The organism is Corynebacterium sp. p3-SID1056 (assembly GCF_025152525.1).
GTDB lineage: Bacteria > Actinomycetota > Actinomycetes > Mycobacteriales > Mycobacteriaceae > Corynebacterium.
The window spans coordinates 1-18,055 of sequence record NZ_JALXXL010000015.1 but is presented as its reverse complement, the minus strand read 5'-3'; the positions used below and the strand labels follow the sequence as shown (position 1 = coordinate 18,055).

The window sequence follows — 18,055 nt, the reverse complement described above, 5'->3', positions numbered from 1 at the left end:
TCTTTAGGCGTCGCGCTTGTGCAGCACAGCCACGCCGGCTGCCCACAGGACGACGGCCCACGCGCAGAAGATGGCGAGGGAGACGCCCAACTGCTCGTGCGGGCCCGGCTGGTTGAGCATGAAGCTCATCAGGTTGCCGAAGGGCATGTACTCGCTGACCTTCTCGCCGATCTTGGGCAGGATGCGGACAACGTTTTCCACCACCAGCAACAGGCCGAGGCCGACGACGATGGTGCCGGCGGTGTTGCGCACCAGCCAGCCCACCCCCTGGGTCAGCACGACGATGAGCGCCTGCCCCAGCGGCACCGCCCACAGCGAGCGCTGCGTAAAGTTGTTCGTCGCCCAATTCGCCGGCACGTTCGCCGTCAGGTCACCGGCGATCAGCGCGAGCACCATGCTCACCAGCCCAATAACAAAGGCGAGCACGGCCCCGAGCAGCACCTTCGCCACCGCGAGCTGCCAGCGCTTCGGCACGATGCGGAAGTTGGTGCTGGCCATCCCAAAACGGTATTCGGTGGTGACCATCATGGCGGACTGCACCATCGTGATAATCGACAGCGTCAGCGCAACGATGGAAACCGTCATCAGCGGCGCGTACGGCATCGCACCGAAGGTGGACGACCAACCAATGAGGATGCCGTAGAGCAGCGAGAGCACCAGCGCCACAATCGTTAAGACCCAGAATGACCGGGTGGTGCGCAGTTTGGTCCATTCAGCGTTGATCTGGTTAAGCACGTGGTCCCTCCGGTGCGATGTATTGAGCGTGGCCCTCAGTCGAGTGCATGTACGCGTCCTCGAGCGAGGCGTGGCGTTCGGTGAGCTCGGCCAGCTGAATACCGGCGTCAAAGGCGATGCGCCCGACCTCATCACTGGCCACGTTGGGTACCTCCAGCACAGGCCGCTGAGCCCCATCGACGCCGCGGTGCACCTCGCCCAGCGCTGCGGCGAGCCGCTCAAGCGCGGCCTCGTCCGCGGTGCGCACCAGGGTGGTCACCGCCGAGTTCGAGGAAATGAACTCGGCCACCGAGGTATCGGCGACGAGCTTGCCGCGTCCGATCACCACCAGGTTGTCGGCCGTCTGCGCCATCTCGGCGAGGATGTGGGAGGAGACAAACACCGTGCGCCCCTCGTCGGCAAGGCTGCGCAGCAGCCCGCGGACCCAGCGGATGCCCTCGGGGTCGAGGCCGTTGACCGGCTCGTCCAAGATCAGGTACTCCGGGTCCCCGAGCAGCGCAGCGGCGATGCCGAGGCGCTGGCCCATGCCCAGCGAGAAGCCGCCGACCCGCTTGTCCGCGACATCGCTCAAGCCAACCAGACCGAGTACCTCGTCCACGCGCGTGGTGGGCAGCCCCGCCGCCTGGGCCTGCCACAGCAGGCTGTTGCGGGCGGTGCGGTTGGGGTGCACGCCCTTGGCGTCGAGAAGCGCGCCCACGCGGTGGGTGGGTTGAGGCAGGTCGCGGTAGGGGGTGCCGTCGATAAGCGCGGTGCCCTGGGTGGGGGTGTCGAGGCCCAGCATCATGCGCATTGTGGTGGATTTGCCCGACCCGTTTGGCCCCAGGAAGCCGGTGACCACGCCCGGTTTGACGCTGAACGTGAGGTCATCGACCGCCCGGACCGAACCGTAGTGTTTGGTCAGTCCTTGAACTTCAATCATGCGGCCTAGTATGCCCGATGAGCTCCTCCAGCGCGGCAGCGAACCCCGGGTGCAACTGCAGTTCACACACAGCGTCCAGCGGAACCCAACGAAGTTCCTCGCTCTCCTCATTCGCCTTCACCGGTAGCGGGTCCCCGTCAACCGTGCGGGCGAGCACGGTGGTGTAGTTCCAGCCGGGCGCCTCGAAGGTGACGACCTCTTTGAACGGCTGCACGCGCGCCGGATCGATAGCGCACTCCTCCACCGTCTCGCGCAGCGCGGCCTCGGTCGCCGTTTCGTGCGAATCGCGGGCGCCGCCGGGAATGCCCCACGTGTCGCCCTGGGCCGTCCACGCGGCGCGGTGCTGCAGCAGGATCTTCTCCCCTGCCTGCAGGAAGAGGCCCGCGGCACCGTATTTGCCCCAGTATTTTTCGCCGTTGGGTCCGGTGACCCATCCGTTTCCGTCGCCAAGCATGCCACCCACTGTAGCCAGACACGTTATTCTTGGAGAATGTCCCAGAACGTGCAGCACGATCAGGCGCGAGGGCTCGCCTCGACGTCCGACGACGCATGGTTGGACGAGCTAGAACGCGCCCCCACCCGCCGCACGTTTCGCATGGTCATCCGCGACTACGCCACCGGGCCCGCGCGCTTAGCCCGGCGCGGCGCGAGCTTCGTGGCCACCACCCCCGGCAAGCTCGTCGTGATCATGCTGGTGCTCACCTTCGCCCTACTCGCAGCGGGCATGGCGATGAGTTCCTCGATGTCCAAAAGGCAAGACTCACTGGACACGCTGGTCACCGCGACCGAGCCGATGAGCAATTCCGCCCACCTGTTGTTTACCTCGCTCTCGCAGGCCGACACCGTGGCCACCACGGGCTTCGTGCAGCCCGGCATGCTCACGCAGGAGGAGCGGCAGCTCTACCTCGCCTCGCTCGACCGCGCCGTGACCGCCTCCAACGACGTCTACCGCGGCTCGGTCGAGGCGGACAGCGCGCAGGACAGCGAGGAGATCCTGGACCTCGTCTCCTCGATCCAGCGCCACATCCCCGTCTACTCGGCGCTGATGGAGCGCGCGCTGGTCAACCAGCGGATGGGCAACCCGGTCGGCGTGGCGTACATGTCGGAGGCCTCGGGCATCATGAGGGAGCAGATGCTTGACGACGCCGACCGCCTCTACACTCTGACCCAACGCCAAGTCGCGCGCGAGATGGCCCGCCTCTCCGCGCCCCAATTCATCCCGTTATCCGGGCTGTTTGCTGCCCTGATCTTCCTCGTCGCCGCCCAGTGGTGGCTGTGGCGCACGTTCCGCCGCCGCCTGAACAAGGGCTTCCTCGTGGCCACGGCGTCCATGCTGGTGGCGGTGTTGTGGGTGAGCGTGTCCAACCTGCAGCTGTGGCAGTCCGGCTTCGTCGGGTTCGCGCGCGCCGCCGAGCCCTGGGAGCAGCTCACTGCCGCCCGGATCGACGCACAGGAGGCGCGCACGGACGAGACCTTCGCCCTGTTGCGCCGCCAGTCGGTCGCGCAGTCCTCGCGCTCCTTTGACGCCACGCACGAGAAGATCGTGGACGCGCTGCGCGCGACCAACGTGGTGCTCGCCGAGTACTCGGAGCGCCACGGCAGCGCCGCCTCGGCCGAGACCGAGCACCTGATTACCTCCGCGCACGTGTCCTTGGCCGAGTGGCAGGACAACCACGCGGCGCTTCTGCAGGCGATTGACAACGGCCAGTACCAGGAGGCCGTCGTGCTGTTGACCGGGCAGAAGCCCGGCGACGAGGGCGAGCCTGGCGGCGCGGCGCGTGCCGGCGAGGTCGGCGCGACCGCCTACCGGCAGCTGGACTCGGACCTGCAGGACCTCATTGCCATCTCGCGTGGTTCCACCCGCGAGTACATCACGGCCTCGCTCGACGCGACCAGGCTGGTTTCCGGCGCGGTGGCGCTCCTGTCGTTGTTGGCGGTGCTGTGTATCTGGATTGGTATCCGTCACCGGATTGCGGAGTACATGTGATGCGCAACGTAGCAATGGCCCTCACCAGCGCGCTCCTGCTCGCAGGCTGCGCGACCACTGCCCCACCGCCGCCCCCGCAGGACCCACCCTTGACCTACGAGGGTTTGCCGCTGCCGCCCGGCGCGATCGTGGACCCCTCCGGAGTGCCGCCGGCCGGCGAGTTCTCCAGCGCCGACTTCGACTGGCCCGGCTCTCTGCGCCCCTTGGAGGAAGAGGATGGGATCGGCGGCGCCCTGCACAAGATCCGCGAGCGCGGCCGTCTCCTCGTGGGCATCGACCAATCACAGTATCTCCTGTCCTACCGCGACACCGCGGCCGGTGACCTGCGCGGATTCGAAGTCGACCTCGCGCACGAAATCGCCAAAGACATCCTCGGCGACCCGGACAAGGTCGACTTTCGCTTTGTGGAATCTGCCTCCCGCGCCGAGATGCTGCAATCGGGGGCGGTGGACGTGGTCATCCGCACCATGTCCATTACCCAGGAGCGCGCCGAAAAGGTCGCGTTTTCCACCCCGTACATGATCTCCTACGTGCGCGTGCTCGCCCCACGCGACCGCGGCATCGACACGCTCGAGGGGTTGGCGGGCAAGCGCGTGTGTATCGTCGACGGCACGAACCTGCTCAACCTGACACGCACGGTCGCGCCCGAATCCGAGGTGTTGCGCACGCGCTGCTGGTCCGATTGCCTCATGGCGACCCAGCAGTTCCAGGCGGATGCCGTGCTTGCCGACGACGCCATCCTCGCCGGCATGACCGCCCAAGACCCGCACGCCGAAATCCTGCCGGACTCACTCGCCCGCCAGCTCTACGCCGTGGGTATTCCCAAGGGCCACGACGATCTCGTCCGGGCGGTCAACGCCACCATCGAGCGCATCCGCAACGACGGCACGTGGACGCGCATGCACCAGCAATGGCTCGGCGACTCGCTCGCCGAACCGACCCCGCCACCGTTGATGTACCGCGAGGAGGAGCAGTGACCGAACCCACCAATCGCGACGACGCCACCGGCCCCGCCACCGAGGCGGTCCCGTACGACCCCTTCGCCGACGAGGACCCAGCCACCGAGGCAGTCCCCTTCGACCCCTTCGCCGACGACGAGGATTCAGAGGGCGCAGACTTCTCCGAACTCGGCGAGATGGCAGGCCTGCTCAAAGACCTCGACGACCTGCGCCGTGGCTCCGTCAAGGAGGACACCGCCGCGCGAGCGCGCCGGCTGGCCCTCGACACCTTCCGCGAACTGCGCGGCACCCCACGCGAAAACCGCGTGGTGGCCGACGGCATGGTGGAACTGCCCTGGGTCGAGCCGACACAGCCACGCACCGCGCTGAAAGATCCGCGCCCCGCGGAGGTGGAGAAGGGCATCCCGGCCCCCACCCTGCACCCGGGCGACATCGTCGCCGGCCAGTACGAGATCCTGGGTGTGATCGCCCACGGCGGGCTCGGCTGGATCTACCTTGCGGAAGACCACAACGTCTCCGAGCGCGTCGTCGTGCTCAAGGGCCTGCACTCGCAAGAAAACCGGGACGAGGCCGAAGCCGCGGCGGCAGAGCGCGAGTTCTTGGCCGACATCACGCACCCCGGCATTGTGAAGATTTTCAACTTCATCGACGATCCCCGTGTGCCCAGCGGGTTCATTGTGATGGAGTACGTTGGCGGGCCGTCGTTAAGAGCGCAGCGCAACGCCCAAGAACACCACGTCCTGCCGCCCGACGTAGCGATCGGCTACATCTTGGAGATCCTGCCCGCGCTCGGCTACCTGCACTCGCGCGGCGTGGTCTACAACGACCTGAAGCCGGACAACATCATCGTCACCGAAGACCAGGTCAAACTCATCGACCTGGGGGCGGTCTCCGGCATCGGTGCCTACGGCTTCATCTACGGCACACGCGGCTTCCAGGCGCCGGAGGTGGGCACCGAAGGCCCCTCGATCGCCTCCGACATCTACACCATCGGCCGGACGCTGGCCGCGCTCGTCGTTGACCTGCCGCAGAAAGACGGCGTGTACGAGCACGTCATCCCCACGCCCACCCAAGAACCGCTGTTCCGCCGCTACATCTCGCTGTACCGCGTGATCGCGCGCTGCTGCAACCCCGACGCCGCGCAGCGCTACAACTCGGTACAGGAACTGCAGGCGCAGCTGCTCGGGGTGCTGCGCGAGGTGCTGGCAATTCGCGACGGCCGCACCTTCCCCGCCCAGCAATCCCAGTTCTCGCCGCAACGTACCACCTTCGGCACCAAGCACCTGGTCTTCCGCACCGACCAGCTCATCGACGGCATCACCCGCACCGTGGAAATCACCCCGCAGGAAGTCGTCTCCGCGCTGCCCACCCCGCTGATCAACCGCGACGACGTCGGTGCCGGCATGCTCCAAGGCTCCTCCTACACCGAGCCGCAGGAAACGCTGGAGACGCTGCGCCAGGCGATGCAGTCCGACCAATACCAGCAGTCGCTGGAAATCCCCTTCGGCGTTGTGCGCTCCATGTTGGACCTCGGGTTGACCGAGCAGGCGCAAACGTGGCTCGCCAGTATGCGCGCCCGCCTGTCCGGCAACTGGCGCTTCTACTGGTACTTCGGCGTGGTCAACACCCTGCTTGGCGACTTTAACGAAGCCCAGCGCGACTTCGACCGCGTCTTAAGCTTCCTCCCCGGCGAGCCCGCCCCCAAGCTCGCCATCGCGGCCGTCGATGAGCTGCTCCTCCAGCAAGCGGGTCTCCACGAGGAGGAGCTGCTTGACGACGCCCTCTCACGCGCCTCCGCCGGACTCCGCACCAAACTCGACGACGTGGACAACAGCGTGTTCGAGGACCTCCACGCCCACGACCTCATGTCCGAGGACTGGGGCCTGGTCACTAACGACCCGGCCATGCTGCGCTTCCACTCCATGCGGCTGTACTCCCTGGTGTGGGTGACCAACCCCACGACGGTCTCCTCCGCCTTCGGGCTCGCCCGCCAGCTAATGAACGAGGGCGAAGTCGAACTCGCCGTCGCTGCCCTGGACAAGGTGCCCAACTCCTCACGTCACTACCGGATGGCCCAGCTCACCTCGATCCTCTGCCTGGTCTCCGGCGACCTCACCGAGTCCCGCATCCGACGCGCCGCCCGCCGCCTCGACCAGATCCCCAACACCGAACCGCGCTTCCTGCAGATCAAGGTGTTCGTCCTGCGCGCCGCCCTCACCTACCTGCGCGCGAATGGGATGCGGCACGCGGACTCCACGATGCCGCTCTTCGAATACACCTTCAGCCTGCGGGAACTACGCCGCGGCCTCGCCATGACGCTGCGCGAGCAGGCGCGCGTCGCCCCGTACGCGCGGCACCGCTTCGCGCTCGTGGATATGGCGAACAAGGTCCGCCCCGCGACGTGGTTCTAGAGGGGTTGGGGGCTGGGTCGCCTCCATTTGACGAAGACTGGATGACGAAGAACCCGTTTTTTAGGGCTTCTTCGTCATCCAGTGTTCGTCATTCAGCGCAAACGCCCCGCCTCGCCTAGCCGCTCTCTCCAACTGGTACTAAAGTGGCTACAGATTGCGATCGGGGGATCGCACACGAGAATCGGGGGGATCACATGGATAGAAATGCGCTTGTCGCACACCTTATTCGGCCAGGCCAGGCCGATGGCGTTTCGTGCCGGAGACTATCAGCAAACAAGCTCATCGCCACTTCCACGTGGGAGCAGCTGAAATCCTATGAGCAGGAGTTTCTGCGGGCGTACGCGTTGGGAGCAGCAGCCCAAACGGCACTACTTGTAGGCCGGTCTGCGGCATGCATGCACGGGATTTGGACGCTTCCGATGAGAAACGCTCCGGTGACGATGTCGTATCCGAAACAGGCAGCACCTGGTCGGGGCAGCTGGCCGGATGGCGTGGAGTTCCGTCGGCTCAGTGTCCCTGCCACCGACTCCTACACGTTCACTTCACGCGCAGGCGACACCATCCGCACGACCACTCCGTCGCGCACTGCCGTCGACGTCGCCCGGCTGCACGGTGTCCGCCACGGCGTCGTCGCGATGGATTCCCTGTTTTACCAGGCGCATCCCCGCGATCACGAACGCATCCGCGCGGAGCTAGAAGACGTGGTGACCAGGCTCGCGGGCAAGCGCGGCATCGCCCGCGCACGCAAAGCGCTTGACTGGTGTTCGACGAAGTCCGAGTCACCGTACGAGTCGCTGCTGCGCGTAGTGCTGCGCGAGCACGGCGTCGAGGTGGCGGAGCAGATGTGGATCGGCCCGTACGCGCGGCCGGATCTCATGTGGGACCAGCTGGTCATCGAGGTCGACGGCGATGCGAAGTTCGCGGACAACGGCCAGGCGGCCGCCCTCGAGCAGTTGGAGCGCGAGAATTGGCTCCGGCTGCAGCACTACGCGGTCGTCCGCGTCACGCCGCGCGAGCTGTTGCGCAATGAAGTGGCCGTCATCCGCAGGATCTGCGAGTTAAAAGAGCACGCTTCGCTTCTCGACGCCCCGCTCACCCCCGCCACCCACCTCCGCCCAGAGTTCGGCGAAGACTGGCGGCGCAGCAAAGCCAGCTAACGCCGGCTCAAGCCAGCTAGAACAGACCAGCCTGCGCGGCGACGCCGGCGCCGATCCCCAGCACCGTGAGCAAGCCAAGGATCACGCCGATGGCAATACCTGCGGTGCTCGACCCTTGCGAGGCGGCCTGGGCGGGTGCCTTCGCGGTGGGGCGCGGCGTTGCGGCGGGCTCGCTGGTTTTAGTGGATTTCGCGGGTCCCAGGTCGGTCACGCCCTTCTTGCGGGTGGGCGTGGTGAGCGTGTCGTTGGGGCGGGTCGGCACGGGCGAGGTGACTGCCGCGCCGCGGAGCCCGGGGTCGGGCGTGCCGAAGGCGTTTTGCGCTTCGGCGAGGAGCGGGGAGCCGGTGCGTGCGAGCTCGTCGATAAGCTTTTGCATCTCGGCCTTGGTGTAGGTGAGCACCGAGAATTCCTGCGTCTCGTCGGCGACGAGGCGGCCGTCCTGGTTGTAGACCCGGAACTGAATCGGCATGGTGGCCTGGTCGTAGCCCGTGGTGTTGGCGATGGGGATGGTGAGGGCGTGTTTGGAGGCGTCGGTGAGCGCGGAGGCAACCTCGATCGTCTCGGACCACTTGCCGCCGGGGTAGATGGCCTCGACGGTGTAGTTGTGCGGGCGCAGTCCCAGGTTGGACACCTCGACTTCGACGGTGGAGTCGGAGCGGTTGGCCACGATCACGTTCGGGTTGTTTGGGTCCCTGAGCACGCGGAACCCGGCCTTGCCGTCATTGTATTGGGCGGCGTTCTTCTCCAAATCGCGGACCGTCACGTCGCTCTGGTGGGTGCTTTCCGGGTCCTTGTCGCTGGGCTGAGTGTCCTCCTGGCTGCCGCTTTCGGTGCCGGTGGTACCGCCGCTCGTACCGGTCGTGCCCTGTGCCGAGCCGACTCGACCGTTGATCAGTTCCAGGTTGTCCCAGTCGGGGTCGATGTCGTAGTCGCCGTTGTAGCACCGGGCGCTGCCGTTTTCGCATGCGCGCGGCAGTGGTGCGCTCGGGTCCGGCCGCGACTGGGTATCCGAGTAGTCAAAGTGGGCGAACTGGTAGAGGTAGTTCATCACGGAGCGGTAGTTCGGCACGTAGTCCGACTGCGGGCGCTGCACGAAGAACCCGCCCGAGTGCGTGAGCCCCAGGTTGTGGCCGTACTCGTGCAGGATGGTGTTGCGCAGCTGCTCCTGCGAGGTCATGAGGTCGTTCTTCGCCACGTAGAAGGCGCCGTCGCGCACCAGCCCGGTGCCCGAGGAGTAGTTGTCCGGCGACTGCTGCCCGCCGATAATGCCGACACGGAAGACGTCGGCACGCGGGCCCAAGAGCCGGTCGCGTTCCTGCTGCAGCTTGATGCCGGAGAACGCCTTCGGGTCCACCGAGTCCGGTACGTCGGCGAAGTAGTACTTCTCGTAGTCCTCCGTGGGACCGCCGTAGTGCTCGGTGTAGCCGGGGATGTTGGTGTAGTACTCGCCGGCGTCGATATGCAGGCGGATGCCCTGGCGGTCGAAGACCTTGACCAGCTGGTTCAGGCTCTCGCGGGAGGGGCGGTAGGTGTTCGTGTTCGCGCGCGAGCATTCGGTGAACGCAGCGAAGTCGGCCGGGGTCGGCGCGAAGTGGTGCCGCGCCGCGCAACCGAGGGTCTCCCACTCGGACTTCATCCAGTTGAGCTGCAGGAACAGGTCCGGCTTTTCCGGGTCCGCGCCCCACGCGTTGAGGGGGAACTCGGTGCCGTCGGAGGTGGTGAAACCTTCTTCCTCCCACCGGTCCGGGAACCCGTCGCCGTCAGTGTCGCTGAGCGCTTCCGCCATTTCGACGCTGAGTTTCAGGTGCGCGTGCATGCTCTCGCCCGGGGCGACCACGTCGGCGTACTCGCCGGCCTGGAAGCGGGCGTCCTTGGCCTCGGCGGTGTCCCACTGGTCGCGTGCCGCGTCTTCCAGCGCGGCGTCCCGGTCAGCGCCTGCGCCGATGCCAACGGCGGACGGGAATTCGGCCTTGAGCCGGTACGCTTCGCCCACCTCGATGTCGAGCGCGTCGCCGTCGCGGGAGCCGCGCGCTGTGTAGCTCGTCCCGAGCGTGCCGTGCGCGAGCGATACGGACATCTCGCGGTCCTCTTCAGCCAGGTTGCGCAGTTGCACATCGAGGTCCACCGTATCGCCCTGCACGCGGAAGGTGCGTACCATCTCGACTTCTGCGTAGTCGTCTACGTGGGTAAGCGTGACCGTGTCAACGCCCGACGCGGAGGAATGTTCGACCTCGGTGTCCTTTGCTGTGTACACCACCGGGATACCGCCAGCGGCGGCGTCGATGTACAGCGCGTTCTGCAGCAGGCTTACCTGCGGGTTGGCGTGGTTGAAGTACAGCCAGGACACCCGGCCCTTGCTCGCGTCCACGGTGTGGACCCCGGACTCTGCGCCGGTAGTCACCTCCACTGAGAAACCTCGTGGTGTGACCTCGGCGCCTGCCACGCCCGTGCCCGGGCCGCTCACGCAAGAGACGCCGAGCGCGGTTGCGATAAGAAGAGCCGGCAATGTCTGTGGGCGCATGCTCATCCCCTTTCGGCGTGCGGTGCGGAAGAATCGTTTGGTAGACAACGTGGTAATCCCAGGTTAGCCCAGCGGGATTACCAGGAACGTCCGGAAGAACTCCCGGTTGTGGTACAGCCCAAAGCCAAGGCCACCGACGGTGGCGATGATGCCAAGGGCGAGCGCGACCATCCGCGCGGCCACGCCAGCGCTTGACGACGCCGCAGACGCGGCAGGCGGCACCGCAGCGCGGTTATCCGCGCTGCCTTCCGCCTCCGACGGCAGGACCGTGACCGTGGCGTTCGTCACCGCCTCGGTGTTGTCGGCAAAGCTCACGCGGACCTTCACGTTGCGTTCGCCGGGTTCGGCGCCGTCGACGGCTTCGACGGTCAGCTCGCCGGTGGTCTCGTCGATCCGCGTCCGCAGACCCGGTACCGCTTCGACCAACGAGAACGCCGTTGCGTCGAACTCGGGCGAAATCGTGGCGGTCTGGCCCGGTCGGATCTGCGCGGCGCCGAAGTCGCTCGGCACTGCGCCAGACATCGCGGCGACCACCGTTGCTCGTGTGGATAGCAGGCGCCAGGACCCGTCGCTGAACGTCGCCTTGACCAGCACGTTGGCGCTGTCGCCGGGCTGTGCGCCCTCAGGTGCGGACACGGTCAGCTCGCCGGTCGACTCGTCGACCTTGGCCGGCCACGGCATCTCTGTGTAGGTAGAGGCAAGGGCAAACGTGGTGCCCTCCGGCACACCGTTCGCCTTCGCGGTCACCGCGACTTCGCCTGTGGGCACCACAAACGGCTCCCAGGTGATGTCGGCGTGGCGGGCTTCGGAATCGGTGGAAAGCACCGCGTCGAGAGAAGTTTCAGACCCGTCCGGGAACTCGGCACGCACGCCGACGGTAAAGGAGGCACCCGGTGCCGCTTCCTCCGGCAGGCGCGCGGTGATCTCGCCGGTGTGCTCGTCGACGTCGACGGGCACTGGGCTCGCCCCGGAGGAGGTAAATTCCATCCCCTCCGGCACGTCCCCACTGGGCTTCAGGCTGATGTTGCCGTCGGCGTCGGCGTAGGCGTCCTCGTAGTGCAGGTCGGATCCCTGCGCCATCGAGGCCTGCTCGCGCACACCGATGCGCAGCGGCGCTTCTGCCTCCGAACCATCGGCGTAGGTAACACGCACAATGGCGTCCAGCGGCGCTGCGTCCTGCGGCGCGGTGGCGCGCACTTCGCCGTTGCGAGGATCGACGCGCACGTCCCAGCCCCGCAAGTTGGCGCTGGGGTCCAGGCTGAAGTCCGCGCCCTCCGGGAGGTCGGCGTTGGTCTGCCGGACAGTGATGGTGTCGCCGGCGCTCGCCTGCTTCTCCTCGTACGCCGGCGCGTGCTGCTCCGCCTCGCGTGCCTTGAGCACCTCAAAGTGCGCGATGGTGCGCTCGCTCGAGCCGTCAGGGTAGATCACGTTGACGTGCACGAGCTTGGCCACACCCACCGGCGCGTCCAGCGGCGCAGCGTACGTCACCGCGCCATGCTTATCGACGCTCACGTGCTCGCCCTCAACCTCAAAGCGCGTGCCCGCGGGCAAAGGCTGGTTGTCAAAGGTGGAGTTGTTCACCGTGAAGGAAGCACGCGGTGGCGTCGACGTAGCCCGACCGCCGGCACGCACGTAAGCCACCGTGTAGGTGGGGTTGTAGCGCTGCTCATCGTTTGCAGCTTCAATCACGCGGATACGAATCACGTCGTCTTCACCGTTCGACGTCGACACCGGAACCTCGTAGATGCCCGGGGCCGTACCCGCAGGTGGCTGCGCGTAGACCTGGCCGCCGCGGAACACGGTGACCCAATCGGGCGCGCCCTTGGTGGCGTAAACAACCACGCCTGCTTCGGCGCGCGCCGGTTCAAAGGCGTCTTCGGCACCGGCGGCGATCTCAAATTCATCCCAGTCGAACTGGTCCAGCTCGACCGGATCTTCGGGATCAACCGGTTCCACCGGCGGCTTCGCCGGGGTCGTCGGTGCCGTCGGCGTCGTCGGCGCAGTCGAGCTGGCGGGCGTCGTGGTCGACGGTGCCGGTGTGGTGGTCGATGCCGGCGTTTCCGTGCTCGAGGCGGGAGACTCAGCCGGTTCACTAGACTCAGCCGGCTCGCCTTCGACCACGAGGTCGAAGTTGTCGACGAGGCGCTCGCCGTCTTCTGTAATGACATCGACGGTGACGTGCGAGGTGCCAGCTGCCGCTGGGGTTCCGGCGATCACACGCTCCTCACCGTTGAAGTCCAGCCCCTCGGGCAGCCCGCTGACTTCCACCGAGGCAGCGTTTTCCGACGCCACCGGAATACGGACCTCTTCCCCCGCAACAATCGGCGTATCCGGCACCTCGACAAGCTCGGCATCCTGCGGCTCCAGGTCGGCCGGGTCGCGGAAAGTAATGGTAAACGAGGTCTCGAGCGGGCCCTCCCCGTTTTCTACTGGGTTGCCGTTGCGGTCCACCACGCGCAAGGTCACCGGGTATTCGCCCGTTCCTTGCGGGCGCCCGTTGACGTAGTAATACACGCTGCGCTTCAGCCCCGGGGCTTGGACGGTGGTCCACAGACCGTCGGGCAGGCCGTCGATCTCAAGCTTTGCGCCGAAGGGCACGTGTACGGCGCGCAGGTACAGCGGAAGGATAAGGCGGCCGGACCAGTAGGTTTTGTCGCCTGGGGCGATGAGGTAGGGCTCGTTGGCAAGCTCCACGTGTGCGGAAAACTCGCCGGCCGAACCGTCGGCAAAGCTCACGGTCACCGGTACGTCGAACTCGTCAACCATCTCCGCGGTGAAGGGCGACGGCGGGGCGACGTCAAGGCTGCCGTCTTCCTGCAGCGTGACTTCCCAGCCCTCCGGGACGGTGAAGTCTTCGGCCAACGCCCACTCCTGTGGCGTGCCGACGCTGCCAATAAGGCCGGATTTACGCACGGAGGGTGCCGAAGATGCGGAGCCGCCGAAGCGAGGCTGCAGGGTATCCCAACTGATGCTGGTGCGTTCCGCATCTGTGCGTTTAGGGGCGGCTTCTGCAGTTGGAAGTGCGCGTGGGGCAGCGAGTGGCTCCACCCCCACCAGAATAAGTGTCGCGCCCATTGCGTACGCGGCGAGCGTCATCCCGCGGCGCGCGGTGGTGCGCTTTCCAGTGCTGCCCATTCGTGGCCCTCCTTCGTCCACCGCGCACGAGTGTTTGCCGCGCGCGGGTTAGGTATGGGCACACCTCAAGCGTTTATGCATCTACAAGGATTTGCCCATGTGTTACTTACTTTACCGACAGGTAATCAAAACGCAATGTTGACTCGGGCATGTGCGTGACAGATCACACCCGCGCCAACATGCGACGAGGCCCCTAGGCCATCTGCTGCGCGATCCTGTTGGCCTTTTGTGCGATCGCCAGCTCCTCGTTTGTCGGCACGACGAGGACCTTCACCTTGGAATCGTCGGTGGAAATGACGCGCGGGCCGTCGTTTGGCTGCGCGTTTCGCTCAGGATCAACCTTCACGCCGTACATCTCCATGTTGTCCAGCGCGTCGAGGCGAACTTGCTGGTCATTCTCGCCCACGCCTGCGGTGAACGTGATGGCGTCGACGCGGCCGAGGGCGATCATGTAGGAGCCTATGTACCGGCGCAGCTGGTTGATGTAGACGTTGTACGCCAGCCAAGCGTCCCCGTCTTCCTCTTCGATCATCGCGCGCAGCTCGCGGAAGTCGTTCACCCCAGACAGGCCTTTCACACCGGACTGACGGTTGAGCAGGTTATCGATCTCGTCGATAGTCATCCCGCCCTGACGCGCCAGGTGGAAGATGATGCCGGGGTCGATGTCGCCGGAGCGCGTACCCATCACCAGGCCGGCGAGCGGGGTCAAGCCCATCGAGGTATCGATGGCATGCCCGTTCTCCACGGCGGAGCAGGACGCACCATTGCCCAGGTGCAGCACGATCTGGCGCGTGTGCAGCGGGTCCAGACCAATCAGCTCGGGCACCTGGGAGGAGACGAACTCGTGGGAGGTGCCGTGGAAGCCGTAGCGGCGGATCTGGTTCCTCTCTGCCACCTCAGCGTTGATGGCGTAGAGCGCGGCGGCCGGCGGCAGGTGCCGGAAGAAGCCCGTGTCGAAGACGGCCACGTGTGGGATGTCCGGCAGCAACTCGCGGGCAACCTCGACGCCGTCGATGTTGGCCGGGTTGTGCAGCGGAGCGAGCGGGATGAGGTCGCGGATCTTCTCCACAACGGGGTCCAGGATCAGCTCGGGCTCGGAGAAGACCATGCCGCCATGTACCACGCGATGCCCGACTGCGTTGATTTCAATCTGGGTGGGCCCGATTCCCTTGCTTTCGAGGATGCCGAAGCTCTCCTCGAGCCCGACCTTGTGGTCCGGGATGGAACGCTGCACGACGTACTTCTGGCCGTTGTACTTGATGGTGATGCGCCCCTGCGGCTCACCGATCTGCTCCACCAGCCCGGAAACGAAGGGGTCGTCCGAGGCACTCGATGCCGGATCGACGATCTGGAACTTAATGGAGGAAGAACCGGAGTTGATAACCAGTGCGTATGCCATTTACTTTGCTCCTGCCTGAATAGCGGTGATTGCGACGGTGTTGACAATGTCCGGCACAGTCGCGCCTCGGGACAGGTCGTTGACGGGCTTGTTCAGCCCCTGCAGCACAGGGCCAACTGCGAGCGCGCCGCCGGTGCGCTGCGCAATCTTGTAGCCAGCGTTGCCGGCCTCCAGGTCGGGGAAGATGAAGACGTTGGCCTGGCCCGCAACCGGGGAGTCCGGGGCCTTCTTCGCGCCCACTCCTGGGTCGCAGGCCGCGTCGAACTGCAGCGGGCCGTCGATAGCCACGTCTGGCGCGAGTTCCTTCGCCTTCGCGGTCGCCGCGACAGCACGCTCGACGTCCGGGCCTGCGCCGGAGGAACCGGTCGAGTAAGACAGCAGCGCCACCTTCGGGTCGATACCGAACTGCGAGGCGGTGTCCGCCGAGACCGCGGCGATTTCGCCGATCTGCTCCGCGGTCGGGTTCGGGTTGACCGCGCAGTCGCCGAATGCCCAGAGGCGGCCGCGCATGACCATGAGGAAGATAGAGGACACCACGGACGCACCCGGGGCCGTCTTAATGATCTGGAACGAAGGCTTAATCGTGTGCGCGGTGGTGTGCGCTGCGCCGGAAACCATGCCGTCGGCCAGGCCCTTGTGCACCATCATGGTGGCGAAGTAGGAGATGTCCTGCATCGTCTCGCGTGCCTGCTCGAGCGTGATGCCCTTCTTCTTGCGCAGCTCCGCAAAGTCGGCGGCGAATTCATCGAGCAGGTCGGACTTCGTGTGGTCAATCAGCTGCGCCTTGGACAGGTCAAGCCCCTGCTCCTTAGCGCGTCGAGCAATATCTTCAACGTCGCCCAGGATGGTCAGCTTGGCCACGTCATTCGCCAGCAGCTGGTGCGCCGCCTGCAAGATGCGGTCGTCTTCGCCCTCCGGCAGCACGATGTGCGCCTGGTTCTCCTTCGCGCGGCCAACCAGCCAAGACTCAAAGACCTCCGGGCTCATGACGAGCGCAGCCTCGGCATCAACCTGCAGCGCTGCCGCGTCAAGGGCCCCTTGCTTCACGACGCCCGCGAGCACCGCCCCCTTCTGCCCAAACACAGCCTCCACGTGCCCGGTCTTCTCGGGCGTAGGCGTCACCAGCACGACGGGCACACCGTACGCTGCGGCGACCTCGGCGTCGAAGGTGTAGTCGCCGCTGCCCAAGATGAGTGCGTCGCCTTGCGCGAGCAGTTGCTGGCCATAGGCTTCCGCGAGGGTTTCGCCCTCGACGTGGGCGGCGCGCACATCGAGCGCTGCGGCGAGGGCTGCAACGTCGACGTCGTCAAGCGTGCAATTGGCTGCAGTGATGAGCAGTGAGCGGCTAGTCGCCATGAATCCACCTTTCGTATCCAGGCGTTTCGATGACCTGGTTCGAGTTGCCGTAAAACAGTGACCAGTGTACCGACGAATCGCGACGTGCAACGCCCCAATGTGCTCTGCTGGCCTGTGTCATTCAGCATAGATCACACCAATTGCTTGAAGAATATACGTCCGGCCCGGCACCCCCGTGGTAGGGAGTGCCGGGCCGGGTTTTCGCCGCTGACCGGCTGCGGACGGTACTTCGTCAGCGCAGCGCGGTCACGCTTGGCTTACTTCTGGTCCTTCTTGGAAGAGGTCCAGGTCTTGCCGGAAGAACCCTTCAGGGAATCAACCTTGATGGAGCTCTTCGCGTCACCAGGTGCGCAGTTCTCGTAGATGAGCGTGCCAGCCAGGATGCCAGCAGCGATCACGGCGAGACCAGCACCGACGGTAGCCAGGTCGAAGCCTGCCTTACGCAGCTGAGCATTCATCTGCGACAGTGCCTTGGCAGTCTCCGGGTTAAGCATGCCCAGGTTCTTCTGGATCTGAGCGTTTGCACGCTCAAGGTCCATGGACACGTTCTCCACGAAGTCAGTCAGACCCGGGATGGACAGCTGGGTTGCCAGGCCGATCGGGATCAGTGCCAGCAGCGGCAAACCGAAGCCGACCGCGGTAGCGACGCACTTGCCCGGATCAGCCGGACCCTGCGGGACCGGTGCAGGCTTGTCGTCCTGCGGCTTGCTGTTCTTATCGAACGGGTTGGAGCCCTTCTCGGCCTCTTCCTTGTTCGACACACCGTCGCCGTCAGCGTCGCCTTCCGGATCCAGGATGGACTTGCCGTCCTGGCCGACAAGCTGGAACTTCGCATCTGCGGTGTCCTTGGAACCGTCCGCGTACTCGAACTCGACACCAACATTCGGCTCAGCAACCGGAGTCAGGGCCTCTACGACCTTGTTCCAGTCCTTCTCACCCAGCTCAGCGAACTGCTTCGCCAGCTCCTCATTGCTCGGAGCCTGACCGGTGATCACACCGTCAGCGTCGTTCGTGAACTCCCAGCCAGTAGCGTTCTCCGGTGCCTTCACGGTGATGGTGGTCCCTTCTGGGGCGCCCTTCTCACCGAACGGGTTCGTCGAGTCCGCGGACTCGCCCGGCTTCACAATGACTGGATCGCCGTAGGACGGGTCCTCTTCGCTCGCGGTGGTCGTCTTGCCGTTGTCGTCGACGCCCTTCTCGTGGCCCTCAACTGGGACCTCGATCTCGGTCTTGCCACCAGGCAGATCCGGGTCCTCAACTACAACCGTGATCGGGCCGTCAACGTCCTCACCCGGAGTGACGACGACATTGCCGTTCTCGTCAATCTCGACCGGGATCGTCTTGCCATCCTCATCAGTTGCAGAAATCTTGGTGTCATCGTCCGGGTTGGTGACCTTGACACCCGTGTCCTGCTTCTCATCGGTGGGCTTGACCGGCTTCACATCAGAGGGATCAACCTCGGTCTTCTCATCGCCC

Annotated in this window: 12 protein-coding genes; 4 read left to right on the top strand and 8 right to left on the bottom strand. The window is 65.7% G+C overall.

Annotated features, from left to right (window positions below):
- Positions 1–3 precede the first annotated feature (3 nt).
- From M3G14_RS11070 to M3G14_RS11060, 3 genes are read right to left on the bottom strand one after another with little or no spacing between them, the layout of a single operon-like run.
- Entirely contained in the window at positions 4–735 is a 732-nt protein-coding gene (locus M3G14_RS11070) for an ABC transporter permease (protein ID WP_259926592.1), read from the bottom strand.
- Positions 728–1,654 (bottom strand): ABC transporter ATP-binding protein, encoded by a 927-nt coding sequence (locus M3G14_RS11065; protein ID WP_259926591.1) that lies wholly within the window; start codon positions 1,652–1,654, stop codon positions 728–730. The genes M3G14_RS11070 and M3G14_RS11065 overlap by 8 nt, the downstream gene beginning before the upstream one ends.
- Complete coding sequence (locus tag M3G14_RS11060; RefSeq protein ID WP_259926590.1) at positions 1,647–2,108, bottom strand: NUDIX domain-containing protein; 462 nt, start codon at positions 2,106–2,108, stop codon at positions 1,647–1,649. Before M3G14_RS11060 ends, M3G14_RS11065 begins: the two co-directional genes overlap by 8 nt.
- A gap of 36 nt (positions 2,109–2,144) precedes the next feature.
- On the opposite strand from M3G14_RS11060, the gene M3G14_RS11055 reads away from it, so the two are divergent.
- The 4 genes from M3G14_RS11055 to M3G14_RS11040 all read left to right on the top strand — a co-directional run bounded on the left by M3G14_RS11055 (position 2,145) and on the right by M3G14_RS11040 (position 8,168).
- Positions 2,145–3,641 carry a hypothetical protein gene (locus M3G14_RS11055; RefSeq protein ID WP_259926588.1) on the top strand — a complete coding sequence of 499 codons (1,497 nt, stop codon included), beginning with the start codon at positions 2,145–2,147 and terminating at the stop codon, positions 3,639–3,641.
- Positions 3,641–4,618, top strand: a complete 978-nt coding sequence (locus tag M3G14_RS11050) for a glutamate ABC transporter substrate-binding protein (protein ID WP_259926586.1) — start codon at positions 3,641–3,643, stop codon at positions 4,616–4,618. The genes M3G14_RS11055 and M3G14_RS11050 overlap by 1 nt, the downstream gene beginning before the upstream one ends.
- Positions 4,552–7,011, top strand: coding sequence for a tetratricopeptide repeat protein (locus M3G14_RS11045; RefSeq protein WP_396122263.1), 2,460 nt, complete (start codon positions 4,552–4,554; stop codon positions 7,009–7,011). The genes M3G14_RS11050 and M3G14_RS11045 overlap by 67 nt, the downstream gene beginning before the upstream one ends.
- 440 nt (positions 7,012–7,451) lie before the next feature.
- A complete protein-coding gene (locus tag M3G14_RS11040) occupies positions 7,452–8,168 on the top strand; it encodes an endonuclease domain-containing protein (RefSeq protein WP_259926584.1) in 717 nt (238 codons plus the stop codon).
- Between the two features lie 16 nt (positions 8,169–8,184).
- Here the strand turns inward: M3G14_RS11040 and M3G14_RS11035 are convergent, their stop codons facing one another.
- From M3G14_RS11035 to M3G14_RS11015, 5 genes are all read right to left on the bottom strand, one after another.
- A complete protein-coding gene (locus M3G14_RS11035; RefSeq protein WP_259926583.1) occupies positions 8,185–10,689 on the bottom strand; it encodes a hypothetical protein in 2,505 nt (834 codons plus the stop codon).
- Positions 10,690–10,752: 63 nt separating this feature from the next.
- Positions 10,753–13,824, bottom strand: a complete 3,072-nt coding sequence (locus M3G14_RS11030; RefSeq protein WP_259926582.1) for a Rib/alpha-like domain-containing protein — start codon at positions 13,822–13,824, stop codon at positions 10,753–10,755.
- A 193-nt stretch (positions 13,825–14,017) separates the two neighbouring features.
- Positions 14,018–15,223 carry an acetate kinase gene (locus M3G14_RS11025; protein WP_259926581.1) on the bottom strand — a complete coding sequence of 402 codons (1,206 nt, stop codon included), beginning with the start codon at positions 15,221–15,223 and terminating at the stop codon, positions 14,018–14,020.
- Positions 15,224–16,579, bottom strand: a complete 1,356-nt coding sequence (gene pta, locus M3G14_RS11020) for a phosphate acetyltransferase (protein WP_259926580.1) — start codon at positions 16,577–16,579, stop codon at positions 15,224–15,226.
- 257 nt (positions 16,580–16,836) lie between these two features.
- On the bottom strand, positions 16,837–18,055 hold a 1,219-nt coding region (locus tag M3G14_RS11015; protein WP_259926579.1), incomplete at its 5' end, for a hypothetical protein.